The organism is Enterobacter sp. BIDMC109 (assembly GCF_001037885.1).
In the GTDB taxonomy this organism is placed as follows: domain Bacteria; phylum Pseudomonadota; class Gammaproteobacteria; order Enterobacterales; family Enterobacteriaceae; genus Enterobacter; species Enterobacter hormaechei_C.
Genome location: NZ_KQ090002.1, coordinates 4,324,383 through 4,338,812 on the forward strand (window position 1 = coordinate 4,324,383; position 14,430 = coordinate 4,338,812).

At 56.1% G+C, this 14,430-nt stretch carries 17 protein-coding genes; 8 read left to right on the forward strand and 9 right to left on the reverse strand.

Annotated features, from left to right (window positions below; translation table 11 throughout):
* Positions 1–39 precede the first annotated feature (39 nt).
* The 3 genes from waaA to coaD are packed head-to-tail and all read left to right on the forward strand — an operon-like array spanning position 40 to position 2,567.
* The gene (gene waaA / locus SK62_RS20365; protein ID WP_003860874.1) at positions 40–1,314 is read left to right on the forward strand and encodes a lipid IV(A) 3-deoxy-D-manno-octulosonic acid transferase; all 1,275 of its coding nucleotides are present in this window, start codon (positions 40–42) and stop codon (positions 1,312–1,314) included.
* Complete coding sequence (locus SK62_RS20370; RefSeq protein WP_017693965.1) at positions 1,314–2,084, forward strand: glycosyltransferase family 2 protein; 771 nt, start codon at positions 1,314–1,316, stop codon at positions 2,082–2,084. The genes waaA and SK62_RS20370 overlap by 1 nt, the downstream gene beginning before the upstream one ends.
* A gap of 3 nt (positions 2,085–2,087) precedes the next feature.
* Positions 2,088–2,567 (forward strand): pantetheine-phosphate adenylyltransferase, encoded by a 480-nt coding sequence (gene coaD, locus SK62_RS20375; RefSeq protein ID WP_015570040.1) that lies wholly within the window; start codon positions 2,088–2,090, stop codon positions 2,565–2,567.
* 2 nt (positions 2,568–2,569) lie between these two features.
* Here coaD and mutM read toward each other — a convergent pair whose 3' ends face one another.
* The 4 genes from mutM to radC all read right to left on the reverse strand — a co-directional run bounded on the left by mutM (position 2,570) and on the right by radC (position 4,761).
* Positions 2,570–3,379, reverse strand: coding sequence for a bifunctional DNA-formamidopyrimidine glycosylase/DNA-(apurinic or apyrimidinic site) lyase (gene mutM / locus SK62_RS20380; protein WP_047718487.1), 810 nt, complete (start codon positions 3,377–3,379; stop codon positions 2,570–2,572).
* Between the two features lie 72 nt (positions 3,380–3,451).
* Positions 3,452–3,619, reverse strand: coding sequence for a 50S ribosomal protein L33 (gene rpmG / locus SK62_RS20385; RefSeq protein ID WP_003024094.1), 168 nt, complete (start codon positions 3,617–3,619; stop codon positions 3,452–3,454).
* 22 nt (positions 3,620–3,641) lie between these two features.
* Entirely contained in the window at positions 3,642–3,878 is a 237-nt protein-coding gene (gene rpmB / locus SK62_RS20390; protein WP_002436699.1) for a 50S ribosomal protein L28, read from the reverse strand.
* Between the two features lie 217 nt (positions 3,879–4,095).
* Positions 4,096–4,761 (reverse strand): RadC family protein, encoded by a 666-nt coding sequence (gene radC / locus SK62_RS20395; RefSeq protein ID WP_006812419.1) that lies wholly within the window; start codon positions 4,759–4,761, stop codon positions 4,096–4,098.
* A gap of 173 nt (positions 4,762–4,934) precedes the next feature.
* On the opposite strand from radC, the gene coaBC reads away from it, so the two are divergent.
* From coaBC to slmA, 3 genes are all read left to right on the forward strand, one after another.
* Entirely contained in the window at positions 4,935–6,146 is a 1,212-nt protein-coding gene (coaBC, locus tag SK62_RS20400) for a bifunctional phosphopantothenoylcysteine decarboxylase/phosphopantothenate--cysteine ligase CoaBC (RefSeq protein ID WP_172609130.1), read from the forward strand.
* Positions 6,124–6,582, forward strand: a complete 459-nt coding sequence (dut, locus tag SK62_RS20405) for a dUTP diphosphatase (protein WP_039269347.1) — start codon at positions 6,124–6,126, stop codon at positions 6,580–6,582. The genes coaBC and dut overlap by 23 nt, the downstream gene beginning before the upstream one ends.
* A gap of 122 nt (positions 6,583–6,704) precedes the next feature.
* Positions 6,705–7,301 (forward strand): nucleoid occlusion factor SlmA, encoded by a 597-nt coding sequence (gene slmA, locus SK62_RS20410; protein WP_003860901.1) that lies wholly within the window; start codon positions 6,705–6,707, stop codon positions 7,299–7,301.
* An 82-nt stretch (positions 7,302–7,383) separates the two neighbouring features.
* On the opposite strand, the gene pyrE is transcribed toward slmA, so the two are convergent.
* Both pyrE and rph read right to left on the reverse strand, forming a co-directional pair.
* Positions 7,384–8,025 carry an orotate phosphoribosyltransferase gene (pyrE, locus tag SK62_RS20415; protein ID WP_015570043.1) on the reverse strand — a complete coding sequence of 214 codons (642 nt, stop codon included), beginning with the start codon at positions 8,023–8,025 and terminating at the stop codon, positions 7,384–7,386.
* Between the two features lie 66 nt (positions 8,026–8,091).
* Positions 8,092–8,808, reverse strand: a complete 717-nt coding sequence (rph, locus tag SK62_RS20420; protein ID WP_015570044.1) for a ribonuclease PH — start codon at positions 8,806–8,808, stop codon at positions 8,092–8,094.
* Between the two features lie 125 nt (positions 8,809–8,933).
* Here rph and SK62_RS20425 point away from each other — a divergent pair, with 125 nt between their 5' ends.
* Entirely contained in the window at positions 8,934–9,797 is an 864-nt protein-coding gene (locus SK62_RS20425; RefSeq protein WP_003860907.1) for a YicC/YloC family endoribonuclease, read from the forward strand.
* A gap of 208 nt (positions 9,798–10,005) precedes the next feature.
* Positions 10,006–10,623, forward strand: coding sequence for a trimeric intracellular cation channel family protein (locus tag SK62_RS20430; RefSeq protein ID WP_015570045.1), 618 nt, complete (start codon positions 10,006–10,008; stop codon positions 10,621–10,623).
* 17 nt (positions 10,624–10,640) lie between these two features.
* Here the strand turns inward: SK62_RS20430 and etk are convergent, their stop codons facing one another.
* Genes etk through SK62_RS20445 form a run of 3 tightly spaced genes read right to left on the reverse strand, consistent with a single transcriptional unit; the run spans position 10,641 to position 14,405 of the window.
* On the reverse strand, positions 10,641–12,818 hold the full coding sequence (gene etk, locus SK62_RS20435; RefSeq protein ID WP_048249849.1) for a tyrosine-protein kinase: 2,178 nt from the start codon (positions 12,816–12,818) through the stop codon (positions 10,641–10,643).
* Between the two features lie 22 nt (positions 12,819–12,840).
* On the reverse strand, positions 12,841–13,284 hold the full coding sequence (locus SK62_RS20440) for an arsenate reductase/protein-tyrosine-phosphatase family protein (protein ID WP_015570047.1): 444 nt from the start codon (positions 13,282–13,284) through the stop codon (positions 12,841–12,843).
* Complete coding sequence (locus SK62_RS20445) at positions 13,272–14,405, reverse strand: polysaccharide export protein (RefSeq protein ID WP_032646765.1); 1,134 nt, start codon at positions 14,403–14,405, stop codon at positions 13,272–13,274. Before SK62_RS20445 ends, SK62_RS20440 begins: the two co-directional genes overlap by 13 nt.
* Between the last annotated feature and the right edge of the window lie 25 nt (positions 14,406–14,430).

Below are 14,430 nucleotides of genomic sequence, written 5' to 3' on the forward strand. Positions count from 1 at the left end.
TAGAATTTCCCGGCCGAAACTAAAAAAACGGATAATCGCTTGGAATTGTTGTATACCGCCCTGCTCTACATCATTCAGCCACTGGTGTGGCTGCGACTGTTGCTTCGTAGCCGTAAAGCGCCTGCGTACCGTAAACGCTGGGCCGAACGTTATGGCTACTGCCGCAATAAAGTGGCGCCGGACGGTATTCTGCTGCATTCCGTGTCAGTCGGGGAAACGCTGGCCGCCATTCCACTGGTGCGTGCCCTGCGCCACCGTTATCCGTCACTGCCCATCACCGTCACCACGATGACGCCAACCGGCTCAGAGCGCGTGATGTCTGCCTTCGGTAAAGACGTGCATCACGTCTACCTGCCGTACGATCTCCCCTGCGCCATGAACCGTTTCCTGAATACCGTGCGCCCTAAACTGGTGATCGTCATGGAAACCGAACTGTGGCCGAATATGATTTCCGCCCTGCATGCCCGTAAAATTCCTTTGGTTATCGCCAACGCGCGTCTGTCGGAACGCTCGGCGAAAGGGTACGGCAAGCTGGGTAAATTTATGCGTCGCCTGCTCAGCAAAATCACGCTGATCGCCGCGCAGAACGAAGAAGATGCCGCGCGCTTTATCGCCCTCGGCCTGAAGCGCAACCAGCTTGCGGTCACGGGTAGCCTGAAGTTCGATATTTCCGTCACCCCTGAACTCGCCGCCCGTGCGGTAACACTGCGTCGTCAGTGGGCGCCGCGTCGCCAGGTCTGGATTGCCACCAGCACCCATGATGGCGAAGAAGCCATTATTCTTCAGGCTCACCGCCAGCTGCTGGAAAAATTCCCTGATTTACTTCTGATTCTGGTTCCTCGCCATCCTGAGCGTTTTAAAGATGCCCGCGAGATGGTGCAAAAAGGCGGTTTCAGCTTCACCCTGCGCAGCAGCGGCGAAATCCCCTCTGGCAGCACGCAGGTGGTGATTGGCGATACGATGGGCGAACTGATGCTGCTGTACGGGATCGCCGATCTTGCATTCGTTGGCGGAAGCCTGGTGGAGCGCGGTGGTCATAACCCGCTGGAGCCAGCAGCCCACGCCATCCCCGTACTGATGGGGCCACACACGTTTAACTTCAAAGATATCTGCGCGAAATTGCAGCAAGCCGATGGCTTAATCACCGTGACCGACGCGGATTCGGTGGTCAAAGAGGTCTCTACCCTTCTGACTGACGAAGATTACCGCCTGTGGTACGGTCGTCACGCCGTTGAAGTCCTGCATCAGAACCAGGGCGCACTGACCCGTCTGCTGCAACTTCTGCAACCTTACCTGCCGCAGCGGAGCCACTAATGTCAACGCGTCTGTCGGTCGTGATGATCGCCAAAAACGCCGCCGACCTGCTTCCGGATTGCCTGGCCTCTGTTGCCTGGGCTGACGAAATCGTCATTCTCGACTCCGGAAGTACGGACAACACGGCGGACGTTGCCCGTGCAGCCGGGGCAAAAGTCTTTACCGACACCGACTGGCAGGGCTACGGTATTCAGCGCCAGCGTGCGCAGGGTTACGCCACGGGCGATTACGTGTTGATGATCGATACCGATGAGCGCGTCACCCCGGAACTCCGACAGGCCATTCAAACGGTGCTTGCCGCGCCACAGCCCGGCGCGGTCTACAGTATCGCGCGTCGTAACTATTTCCTGGGCCGCTTTATGCGCCACAGCGGCTGGTACCCCGACCGCGTGATGCGCCTCTATGCGCGCGAGCGTTATCAGTACAACGACAACCTGGTCCATGAATCTCTGGCCTGCGATGGCGCTCAGGTCATCCCCCTGACGGGCGATCTGCTTCATCTGACCTGCCGCGATTTCGCCAGCTTCCAGCGTAAACAGCTGAACTATGCCACCGCCTGGGCGCAGGAGCGGCATACGCGCGGCAAGAAGGCCACGCTGACCGGCATCTTCACCCACACGCTGGGCGCGTTTCTGAAAACGCTGCTGCTGCGTGGCGGCGTGCTGGACGGCAAACAGGGCTGGTTACTGGCCGTAGTGAATGCCCAGTATACTTTCAACAAATACACCGAGCTGTGGGCGCTGAACCGCGGCTACTCAGAGAAAACGTGAGCCATGAGCACAAAAGCGATTTATCCGGGTACCTTCGATCCGATCACTAACGGTCATCTTGATATCATCACCCGTGCGGCGTGTATGTTCGACAAGGTGATTCTGGCCATTGCCGCCAGCCCGAGCAAAAAGCCGATGTTCGACCTGAACGAACGCGTGCAGCTTGCCACCGATGCGATTTCGCATCTGTCGAATGTTGAGGTCGTCGGATTCAGCGACTTGATGGCAAACTTTGCCCGTGACCGGCAGGCCAATATCCTGATCCGCGGTCTTCGCGCGGTAGCAGACTTCGAATATGAGATGCAGCTGGCACACATGAACCGCCATCTGATGCCGGAGCTGGAGAGCGTATTCCTGATGCCCTCCAAAGAGTGGTCCTTCATCTCTTCCTCACTGGTGAAAGAGGTGGCGCGCCATCACGGGGACGTTACCCACTTCCTGCCGGTTAACGTCCACCAGGCGTTGATGGAAAAGCTAAAGTAACCCTACTTCTGGCACTGACGGCAGTAAAACGTGGCGCGCTGAGCGTGCTTCGTGGCAATAATCGGCGTCCCGCAGGCTCTGCACGGCTCACCCTTACGGCCATAAACCTGCAACTCCTGCGCAAAATAGCCCGGCTTCCCGTCGCTTTGCAGGAAATCCTTCAGCGTCGTCCCGCCCTGCTCAATTGAGCGCAGCAGTACCGCTTTAATTACTCTGACCAGCAGCTCGCACTCCTGCGCCGACAGCGAGGAGGCCAGCCGATCGGGATGGATCCCGGCGGCAAACAACGATTCGCTGGCATAGATATTTCCCACGCCCACCACCAGCTTGTTATCCATCAGCCAGGGTTTAATCGGGGATTTCTTTTTCGCGCACTTCTCTTTGAGATAATCCGCGTTAAACGCCTCTGACAGCGGCTCAGGTCCGAGATGCGCCAGCACGTTGTGTCCTTCCAGCTCTTTGGTCCACAGCCATGCGCCAAAGCGACGCGGGTCGGTGTAACGCAGTACTTTGCCGTTACTCATCACCAGATCAACGTGGTCGTGCTTTTCCGCAGGCAACTCTTCGGTGAGGATGCGCAGGCTTCCCGACATGCCCAGATGGATAATGATCCAGCCGTCAGGCAGCTCCAGCAGCAGGTATTTCGCGCGGCGCTGCACGCTCAGGACGGGTTTGTCGCTTAACGCGTGGATCTCATCGGACACCGGCCAGCGCAGACGCCCGTTGCGAACGACAGCATGAAGAATAGTCGCGCCAACCAGATGGGGCTCAATGCCGCGGCGGCTGGTCTCTACCTCAGGTAATTCAGGCATGGTTCCTCCGTTGAGATGCAGAATGCAAAAAACCCCGCAGTTGCGGGGTTTTTCAATACAAGGAGACTAAAATTATTTGATTTTAGCTTCTTTGTACAGTACGTGCTGGCGTACAACTGGATCGAATTTTTTCAGTTCCAGTTTTTCCGGCTTAGTACGTTTGTTCTTCGTGGTGGTGTAGAAGTGACCTGTACCAGCAGAAGAAACCAGCTTGATTTTCTCGCGAATACCTTTAGCCATGATTTATTTCCTCTTTAAGTACTTAGTACTTTTCGCCACGGGCACGCAGTTCGGACAGAACTGTATCGATGCCTTTCTTATCGATTACACGCATACCTTTAGCAGATACGCGCAGGGTGACAAAACGCTTCTCGCTCTCAACCCAGAAACGGTGAGAGTGCAGGTTCGGCAGGAAACGGCGTTTAGTCGCGTTCAGTGCGTGGGAACGGTTGTTACCGGTCACCGGACGCTTGCCAGTAACTTGGCAGACTCGGGACATGTCTATTCTCCAAAAATCAAATTAGCTCGAGCTTCGTATGGGGTATCGGCGCCTCGTCAGGCTTTACAGCCCGGTCATCGCATAGTTCTATTGAACTCTCGATTGCCAGGCCCAAATGCCAAACCCGAGATTCTCAAAGGTGGCGTAGTATACGCTGACTCGGCGGTGTGCTCAAGTCCCGAACAGACAAAGATCCCGATGGATCGCGAGAAAAGGCCTAAATCCAGCCACGTTCGGCAAAAGAAATGTACTCTCCGCGGCCAATTATCAGATGGTCCAGCACACGAATGTCCATGAATTGACAGCATTTGATAATACGTTCGGTAATTGCTTTGTCAGCTCTGCTTGGTTCTGCACAGCCAGAGGGGTGATTATGCGCGAGGATCACGCCGGCTGCATTCACTTTTATCGCTTCCCGCACAATTTCACGCGGATGCACCTCAACGTGGCTCAATGTTCCCGAAAAAAGGCGGGTATGTTTCAGTACCCGGTTTTTGTTATCGAGAAAGATCACCATAAAGATCTCCCGCTCCAGATCGGAGAGCTGGCTTTGCAGAAATTCGCGGGTCATGTCGGGGGTGAGGATCGGGTCTTCTTCCTCCATACGCACGTTGTAAAATCGCCGGGCCAGCTCGGCAATGCCCCGTAACTGGGCATATTTCGCCACGCCAATGCCCTCAACGTGCGTAAACGCCTCCAGCTCAGCGGTCAGCAATCCATACAGTGAACCGAAATGGTCTATCAGTTCTTTCGCCAGCGTAAATACCGTTTTCCCCGGCGTGCCTGTGCGTAAAAAGAGCGCCAGCAGCTCGTCGTCCTTTAACAACGTGACGCCATGACGCAGCATTTTTTCACGCGGTAGCAGCAGTTCAGTCTCTTCCATGCCCGGCCTCCTTCTGTTTGCCATTATGCTGCCACAGGCAAATTCGGGGTTCGACGCTGGCATTTCGTTCTTGCGTAACGCCTCGCAAAGTGAATTAAGGACATCATCACCCCGTTTTAGGGATTGTGATAAAATGCCCGCTCTCTGGTGAAACCCAACAGGAAAGAATCATGATGAGCCTGGCCGGTAAAAAAATCGTTCTTGGCGTCAGCGGCGGTATTGCTGCATATAAAACGCCAGACCTGGTGCGCCGTTTGCGCGAGCGCGGGGCCGACGTACGGGTCGCGATCACCGAAGGCGGCAAAGCCTTTATCACCCCGCTGAGCCTGCAAGCCGTCTCGGGATACCCGGTATCCGACAGCCTGCTCGACCCGGCAGCCGAAGCCGCAATGGGCCACATTGAGCTGGGGAAATGGGCCGATCTGGTTATCCTTGCCCCCGCCACGGCAGATTTAATTGCCCGCGTGGCAGCCGGTATGGCGAACGATCTGGTAACGACCATTTGCCTCGCCACGCCTGCGCCCGTCGCGGTTGTGTCCGCAATGAACCAGCAGATGTACCGCAACGCCGCTACCCAGCATAATCTGGACACGCTGGCCTCGCGCGGCCTGCTGATTTGGGGACCGGACAGTGGCAGCCAGGCCTGCGGCGACGTTGGGCCAGGGCGTATGCTCGACCCATTGACGATTGTTGATATGGCCGCCGCCCATTTCTCGCCTGTCAACGATCTGCAACATCTCAACATCATGATTACCGCGGGCCCCACGCGCGAGCCGCTGGACCCGGTGCGTTACATCACCAACCACAGCTCAGGCAAAATGGGCTTTGCGATTGCTGCCGCGGCAGCCAAACGCGGCGCGAACGTCACGCTGGTGAGCGGCCCGGTGTCGCTTACCACCCCTGCGTTTGTGCAGCGTATTGATGTAACGACCGCGCTGGAAATGGAAGCCGCCGTACAGGCACATGCTCAACAGCAGCATATTTTTATCGGCTGTGCGGCCGTCGCTGATTACCGCGCCGAAACCATTGCCGACGCCAAAATTAAAAAGCAAGGTGATGAATTAACAATAAAAATGGTGAAGAACCCGGATATCGTTGCCGGTGTCGCCGCATTGAAAACTCATCGACCTTACGTTGTTGGGTTTGCCGCAGAAACGAATAATGTGGAAGAATATGCCCGGCAAAAACGTACCCGCAAAAACCTCGATTTGATTTGCGCGAACGACGTATCGCTGTCCACGCAAGGATTTAACAGCGACAGCAACGCATTGCACCTTTTCTGGCAGGATGGAGATAAAGTCTTACCGCTTGAGCGCAAAGAACTCCTGGGCCAACACTTACTGGACGAGATCGTTACCCGTTATGATGAAAAAAATCGACGTTAAGATTCTGGACCCGCGCGTTGGCGAGCAATTTCCGCTGCCAACGTATGCCACCTCCGGCTCTGCCGGTCTTGACCTGCGCGCCTGTCTTGATGACGCCGTAGAACTGGCGCCGGGTGCAACGACCCTGATCCCGACCGGGCTGGCGATTCACATTGCTGACCCGTCACTGGCAGCGGTGATCCTGCCGCGCTCTGGCCTGGGCCACAAGCATGGCGTCGTGCTGGGTAATCTGGTCGGCCTGATCGATTCTGACTATCAGGGTCAGCTGATGGTATCCGTCTGGAACCGTGGCCAGGTCAGCTTCACCATTGAGCCGGGCGAGCGTATCGCGCAGATGGTGTTTGTACCGGTGGTGCAGGCAGAATTTAATCTGGTGGCAGACTTCGACGCTACCGACCGTGGCGAAGGCGGCTTCGGCCATTCCGGGCGCAAATAACCGCCCGACAAACACGCATCTCACAGCGCCATAATGCAATAACAAACCGCAAACGTCAGTTTGCGGGTCGCTGTGTGGTTGCCAGCCTGACAAGTGCTTATTTTCAGGGGTATTTTTGTAACATGGCAGAAAAACAAACCGCGAAAAGGAATCGTCGCGAAGAAATACTTCAATCTCTGGCTCTGATGCTTGAATCCAGCGACGGCAGTCAACGCATCACCACCGCAAAACTGGCGGCCTCTGTGGGCGTGTCAGAGGCGGCGCTGTATCGTCATTTCCCGAGCAAAACCCGGATGTTTGACAGCCTGATCGAGTTTATCGAAGACAGCCTGATCACGCGCATCAACCTGATTCTGAAGGATGAAAAAGACACCAGCACGCGTCTGCGTCTGATTGTGCTGCTGATTCTGGGCTTTGGTGAACGTAACCCGGGTCTGACCCGTATTCTGACCGGCCACGCGCTGATGTTTGAACAGGATCGTCTGCAAGGCCGTATAAACCAGCTTTTTGAGCGTATCGAAGCCCAGCTTCGTCAGGTTCTGCGCGAGAAGAAAATGCGGGAGGGCGAGGGATATAATACGGATGAAACCCTGCTGGCAAGCCAGATCCTGGCATTTTGCGAAGGGATGCTCTCCCGGTTTGTGCGCAGCGAGTTTAAATATCGACCAACGGACGATTTTGACGCCCGCTGGCCGTTAGTGGCTGCTCAGTTACAGTAACGCCATCGCCGGATGGCGGCTTTGCCTTATCCGGCCTACGAACGGGTAGGCCCGGTAAGCGTAGCGCCACCGGGCAATTGAATTATACGCCAAACTCTTCGCGGTATTGACGCACCGCCGCCAGATGATCAGCCATCTCAGGCTTCTCTTCCAGATACGCAATCAGGTCTTTCAGCGTGATAATCGACGTGACCTTGCAGCCATAATCGCGCTCCACTTCCTGAATAGCAGAGATGTCGCCGCGCCCGCGCTCCTGACGATCGAGCGAAATCAGCACACCCGCAAGCGTTGCGCCGTTAGCCTGGATAATCTCCATCGATTCACGGATCGCGGTACCTGCGGTGATCACGTCATCCACCAGCATCACACGCCCCTGCAACGCACTGCCTACCAGATTGCCGCCTTCACCGTGGGTTTTGGCCTCTTTACGGTTAAAGCAGTACGGTACGTCGCGGTCATGGTGCTCCGCCAGCGCTACCGCCGTGGTGGTTGCGATTGGAATGCCTTTGTACGCGGGGCCAAACAGCAGGTCGAAATCAATCCCGGAATCCACCAGCGCTTCGGCATAGAAGCGGCCTAACAGTGCCAGGTCGCGCCCGGTATTAAACAGTCCGGCGTTGAAGAAATACGGGCTTTTACGCCCGGATTTCAGCGTGAACTCGCCAAACTTAAGTACCTGCTTGTTAAGCGCAAACTCAATAAACTGGCGCTGATACGATTTCATGGATTTGCTCCTTTGTCTTTTCAGTCTTACAGGCAAAAAAAAGGCGACTCATTGGTCGCCTTAAAATCAATTTTCTAACGCCGCTTTCTGCGTCGCTACAATAGATTCGATTCCCCCTCGGGCCAACGCCAGCAAGGTGAGCAGTTCTTCGTGGGTGAATGGCTCGCCTTCTGCCGTACCCTGCACTTCAATGATGCGACCATCTTCGGTCATCACCACGTTCATGTCGGTTTCTGCGGCAGAATCTTCAACGTATTCCAGATCGCAAAGCGCCTCGCCGTTAACGATACCAACGGAGACAGCAGCAACCATCCCTTTCATTGGGTTGGTTTTCAGCTTACCGGCGGCAACCAGCTTGTTCAGGGCATCTGCCAGCGCCACACAGGCACCGGTAATTGAGGCCGTACGCGTGCCACCATCGGCCTGGATCACGTCGCAGTCCAGCGTGATGGTGAACTCACCCAGCGTTTTCAGGTCAACCGCGGCGCGGAGCGCACGCGCGATCAGGCGCTGGATCTCCATAGTACGGCCGCCCTGCTTACCTTTTGCCGCTTCACGGGCATTACGGGTATGGGTTGCGCGCGGCAACATACCGTATTCGGCGGTGATCCACCCCTGGCCCTGACCTTTCAGGAAGCGAGGCACGCCCTCTTCAATGGACGCGGTGCAAAGCACCTTGGTGTCACCAAACTCAACCAGCACGGAGCCTTCAGCGTGTTTTGTATAGTTACGGGTCAGGGTGACGGGACGCACCTGGTTGGCGCTACGACCTGCTGGACGCATGATGGATTCTCCGGCTTGAAACGAATGTGGCTGCGCATTATACGGATAAAGGACGCTTATTCCTATCCTGAGAAGCCCCTGAAAGCTATAATCCCCCCATCTCTCCTTTAAAAACGGGAATGTCTATGATCCGCAGTATGACCGCCTACGCCCGGCGTGAAATCAAGGGTAGCTGGGGTAGCGCTACCTGGGAAATGCGCTCGGTAAACCAGCGCTATCTGGAAACGTATTTCCGTATGCCGGAACAGTTCCGCAGCCTGGAGCCTGTGGTGCGTGAGCGTATCCGTACGCGTCTGACCCGCGGGAAAGTGGAATGTAATTTGCGTTTTGAGCCCGATGCCAGTGCACAGGGCGAACTGATCCTGAACGAAAAGCTGGCAAAACAGCTGGTTAATGCGGCGAACTGGGTCAAAATGCAGAGCGATGAAGGCGAGATCAACCCGGTTGATATTCTGCGCTGGCCTGGCGTGATGGCCGCCGGAGAGCAGGATCTGGACGCGATTACTGCTGAAATCCTGGCTGCACTCGACGGCACGCTGGACGACTTTATCGTTGCCCGCGAAACCGAAGGCCAGGCGCTGAAAGCGATGATTGAGCAACGCCTTGAAGGCGTGAGCGCCGAAGTCGCTAAAGTGCGCGCTCATATGCCAGAAGTGCTGCAATGGCAGCGTGAGCGTCTTGTCGCCAAACTGGAAGAGGCGGAAGTTCAGCTGGAAAACAACCGTCTGGAACAAGAGCTGGTGCTGATGGCGCAGCGTGTGGACGTGGCTGAAGAGCTGGATCGTCTGGAAGCGCACGTTAAAGAGACCTACAACATTCTGAAGAAGAAAGAAGCGGTAGGCCGCCGTCTCGACTTTATGATGCAGGAGTTCAACCGCGAGTCGAACACGCTGGCGTCTAAGTCTATCAATGCAGAGGTAACCAATTCAGCGATTGAGCTGAAGGTCCTGATTGAGCAGATGCGCGAGCAGATCCAGAATATCGAGTAATTCCTTTCAGGGTGGTGTTGCCTCGCACACCACCCATTACTTTTTCTAATCCTTATTTAGCCTTACTTTCTTTTCCTCCCGCCTTATCACAAGCCTGCCAGGCATGCGTTGATAAATTTCTGTAGGGCAAACCCCCTCGCCTTAGAAAATCTCAATCGTGATCTTCCGCACAAATCGCTAATCTCCTCCTCTTCATTCCGGAGGGTTTATGCTGCTTCACATTCTCTATCTTATTGGCATTACCGCAGAAGCCATGACCGGCGCGCTCGCTGCCGGACGTCGCCGTATGGACACCTTCGGCGTGATTATTATTGCCACGGCCACCGCGCTCGGCGGCGGGTCCGTGCGCGATATCCTGCTTGGCCATTATCCGCTCGGCTGGGTAAAAAACCCTGAGTACGTCATTATCGTGGCAACGGCAGCCGTGCTAACCACGATTGTGGCCCCGGTGATGCCTCATCTGCGCCGCGTGTTTCTGGTGCTGGATGCGCTTGGGCTGATTGTTTTTTCCATCATTGGCGCACAAATCGCTCTCGATATGGGTGAAGGCCCGGTTATCGCCACCATCGCTGCCGTGATCACGGGCGTGTTTGGCGGGGTGCTGCGGGATATGTTCTGCAAGCGTATCCCGCTGGTTTTCCAGAAGGAACTGTATGCCGGCATCTCCTTTGCCGCGGCAGTGCTTTATGTCGCCTTGCAGCACTATGTCACCAGCCACGATGTGGTGGTTATCTCCACCCTGCTGTTTGGCTTCACCGCGCGTATGCTGGCATTGCGCCTTAAGCTGGGCCTTCCCGTTTTTCATTACAAACACAATGCGCATTAATGTCAGAACGGGCAGGCTCAATTACTCGAATAGTTGTAACCGTAGTGATGATAGCCGTAGCCGTAAGCGTTGCTTGCCCGCTTAACGACGCCGTTAAGAATCACCCCTTTGGTATTGACGCCACTCTGCTCCAGACGCTGTACACAGACCAGCATCTCCTTCACGCTGTTCATCCCGAAGCGGGCGACCAGCAGCGTGGTGCCTGCGCGACGACCGACAACAGCCGCGTCGGTGACCGCCAGGATCGGTGGCGTATCGATAATCACCAGATCGTAGCGTTCATTCGCCCAGTCCAGCAGCTGCTGGAAACGCGTATGCATCAGAAGCTCCGCCGGATTAGGGGGGATCTGCCCGCGCACGATGGTATCGAACCCGCCTTTATCGAAGGTCTGAACGCCCTGGGAATACTCCGCCTTACCGGACAACATCTCCGATAAGCCGCAGGTATTGTCGAGCTTAAACAGATCATGGGCATACCCGCGACGCATATCCGCATCAACATAGAGCACTTTCTGGCCCGCCTGCGCCACGACGGCCGCCAGGGTACTGCTGACAAAGGTTTTACCGCTGTCAGGCGTGGCGCCAGAGATCATCAGTATATTGTTCGCTGACTCCATCATCGCAAAATGCAGACTGGTGCGCAGGCCGCGAATCGCCTCCACGGAGAGATCGACCGGGTTATCCGCCGCCAGGAAGGGGATATGTTTGGTCTTATGGCGCAGCCCTGAGGACATAAAGTCTTTTTTGCGCAAACGCATTTTTTTAGCCAGCCATTCCGACAGCGGTACGGTGGCATAGACGTTAATCCCATGCTCCTCCAGCTGCTCCGGCGTTTCAATGCCCATACGCAGCATACTGCGCGCCAGGATCCAACCCGCAGAGACGAACAGACCCAGGAGAACCCCCAGAACGACAACCAGCGCTTTTTTCGGCTTGACTGGCTGCGGCCGGGTCACGGCCGGATCGATAATGCGGACGTTACCAATTGCGCTCGACCGGGCGATGCTCAACTCCTGTTCGCGGTTAAGCAGCTGCTGGTAGATAACGCGTCCCGACTCCACATCACGGCTCAGGCGCAACACCTCCTGCTGGGTTGACGGCATGGACGATACCCGTTTATTCAGGCGGTTTTTTTCCTGCTCCAGCGTCTGGCGTTTCTCAATCAGCGCCCGGTAGGTGGGGTGATCTTTTTTGTAGAGCTGCGAAATTTCCGCTTCCCGGAAGGTCAGTTCATTGAGCTGATTGTCCGCATTCACAATCTGCTCCAGCACCGCTTTTGCCTCCAGGTTCAGGTCAACGGAGTCGTTTTGCTGGCGATAGCGGTTGAGCTTCTCCTCGGCCTGGTCCAGCTCGCTGCGCACCTGCGGAAGCTGCTGCTTCAAAAATTGCAGGCTTTTCGCATCCTGCGCCGCCTGGCGAGCCACGTTCTGTTGTAAATAGTTATCGGCGATGCAGTTAAGCACGCGCGCCATCTCATCGGGATCTTCCCCCGTGATGGTCAGGCCAAGCATCCCACTGTCCTTGCTGCGCTCGCTCACGGAAAAACGCAGCTGTAGCGCGTCAATGGCCTCCAGCTCGCTCAGCTGTGTAATCGTAAATTGCGTACCCGGCTTCGCCTGGATAGCGGCAATGGTAATGGCGATATTCGCCGCGCTCAGTGGCTGTCCCACGACGCCCTGTAACGTCACGTTATCGCCTTCCAGCTGATAGTGGCCGTTCTCGCCGACGGTCAGCGTCAGCTTTTGCGCCCGACCCGCGACAGGGGGAAGATTGAGCATACGGATATCGACGATGCCAGGCTGTTGGCCGGTGAGCCGCGCCCAGCCGCGTCCGACAAGGGGAAAATGGTTTTCACTTACCTGCGTGCGCAGGTTCAGGTCATCAATCGTTTTACCGAGGATCATGCGCGACTGGAGAAGCTGAAGCTCCGGCGCCGACTCAGGCGAGGAGTCAGGGATGAACTCGCTAAGGTTACTGAGTAGCGCGTTGCCCTGCTTCTGTTCCACCTGTATCAGCGCATCGGCCTGATAAACTGGTGTGGCAAAGAGCGCATAAAGCAGTGCCGCCAGCGTGAACAGCGCGGTAAGGATGAGAATAAATTTTCGGTGGTCGAGCAACTCACCCAACAGGCGCACAAGATCGATCTCGTTATTCGCGGCAGACGCATCATGGGCGTGAAGGTTATTTGTTGACATAAAACGTAACTATCCCGTGTGATTAACTGAGCCGTTTCGCCCATTCCAGACTGGCCTGCTCCAGCAGCCCATAAACATATTCAAATGCGTCCCGGTTTTTACGGTAGGGGTCCGGGATCTCTTTTCTGCCCGTCCAGTGACCAAAGAGCATCATTTTGCCGCGCGCCTCCGGTGCGATAGCCGTGACCTGCTCGATATGTTCCAGCTCCATCGCCAGAATCAGATCGTAGTCGCGCACCATGGCGGGGGTGAGCCTGCGCGCCACGTGGCCCTCTAGCAGGGTGCCGCGTTCGGCGGCGATCTCTGTCGCCTGTGAATCGGCGGTGCGCCCTTCCAGGCCACACGTTCCCGCTGAATCGACCCGGGCGGCGGGAAGCAGCCGGCGTAGCAGCCGTTCCCCAATGGGAGAGCGGCAGATATTGCCGGTACAGATCACCAGGATGGCGTTAAACGTTAGTTTGGCCATGTTCTGATATATCTCCCTGTTTCAGTCAGGTCATGTACGCCGGTAATGGTCGGCACAAGCTGAGAGATCACGCGGTTCCAGCGCACCAGCGGCGCGGTGGTGACATAGACGATGTCGTAAGGCTCAAGCTGAAATTCGGTGCTCAACACCATCGCGGTGGCATCCCGGGCGTTAAGCTGGTAGACGTTGGCGATTTTGCCGTTCTGCTTGCCCTGCAACGGACGAATCACAAAGATCCCTGTGGCGTCGGCCATATCCTGATTCACGCCCTGCGCATTACCCAGCGCTTCCGCCAGCGTCATGCCGCTACGGTCCATCTTCAGGGTGCTCTGTTTACCCACCTCGCCCATGACAAACACTTTCAGGTCGTCATTACGGGGAATGAAGAGAATATCGCCCGGATAGAGGAGTTTGTTCTGGGTGAGATCGCCGCGCTGCATCAGCGCGTAGAGCGAAATGTGCGTATCCTGGCCGTTATGGGTCAGCACCACGTGCCGCCAGTCCGCCTCTGACGTCAGGCCGCCTGCCGCATTGATCGCATCCATTATGGTCAGCGGAATGTTAGTGATGGGCTGCTGGCCCGACTTAGCCACTTCGCCCGTCACGTAGGCTTTTTGCGAGCGGAACGCCGCGACGCTGACATCCACCTGCGGGCTCTCAATCACCGAGTCCAGCCGGGCGGCGATCTCATCGCGCACCTGGGCCAGCGTTTTGCCGACGACGCGGATTTTGCCGATATAGGGGTAGAAGATCGTGCCATCGGCATTCACCCAGTTGCCCGTATCGCTGGCGCTACGGTACTGACCTGCGGGGGTGGTCAGCTCCGGGTGGTCCCAGACGGTAACCATCAGCACGTCGCCGACGCCGATGCGATATTGGTAGTTCTGAAGCTGGCGATCCAGTTCAGGATTCGCGCGGGAGTCGACTTTGCCAGGCAGCAACTGCTCCACCAGCCCCGGCGTGAGCGGATAGACGTTGACCATCTTATTCAGATCGTAATTGCTGTCAGGCAGATCGATAATATCTTTGCCCTGGGTGCTAAGTCCTTGGCCCGGTACGATAGTACAACCGCTTAACGCCATCATAGCCAACGCAAGCACGGAAAATTTAACGTTTTTCATTCAGGAAAATCATCTGGTTAAGTAA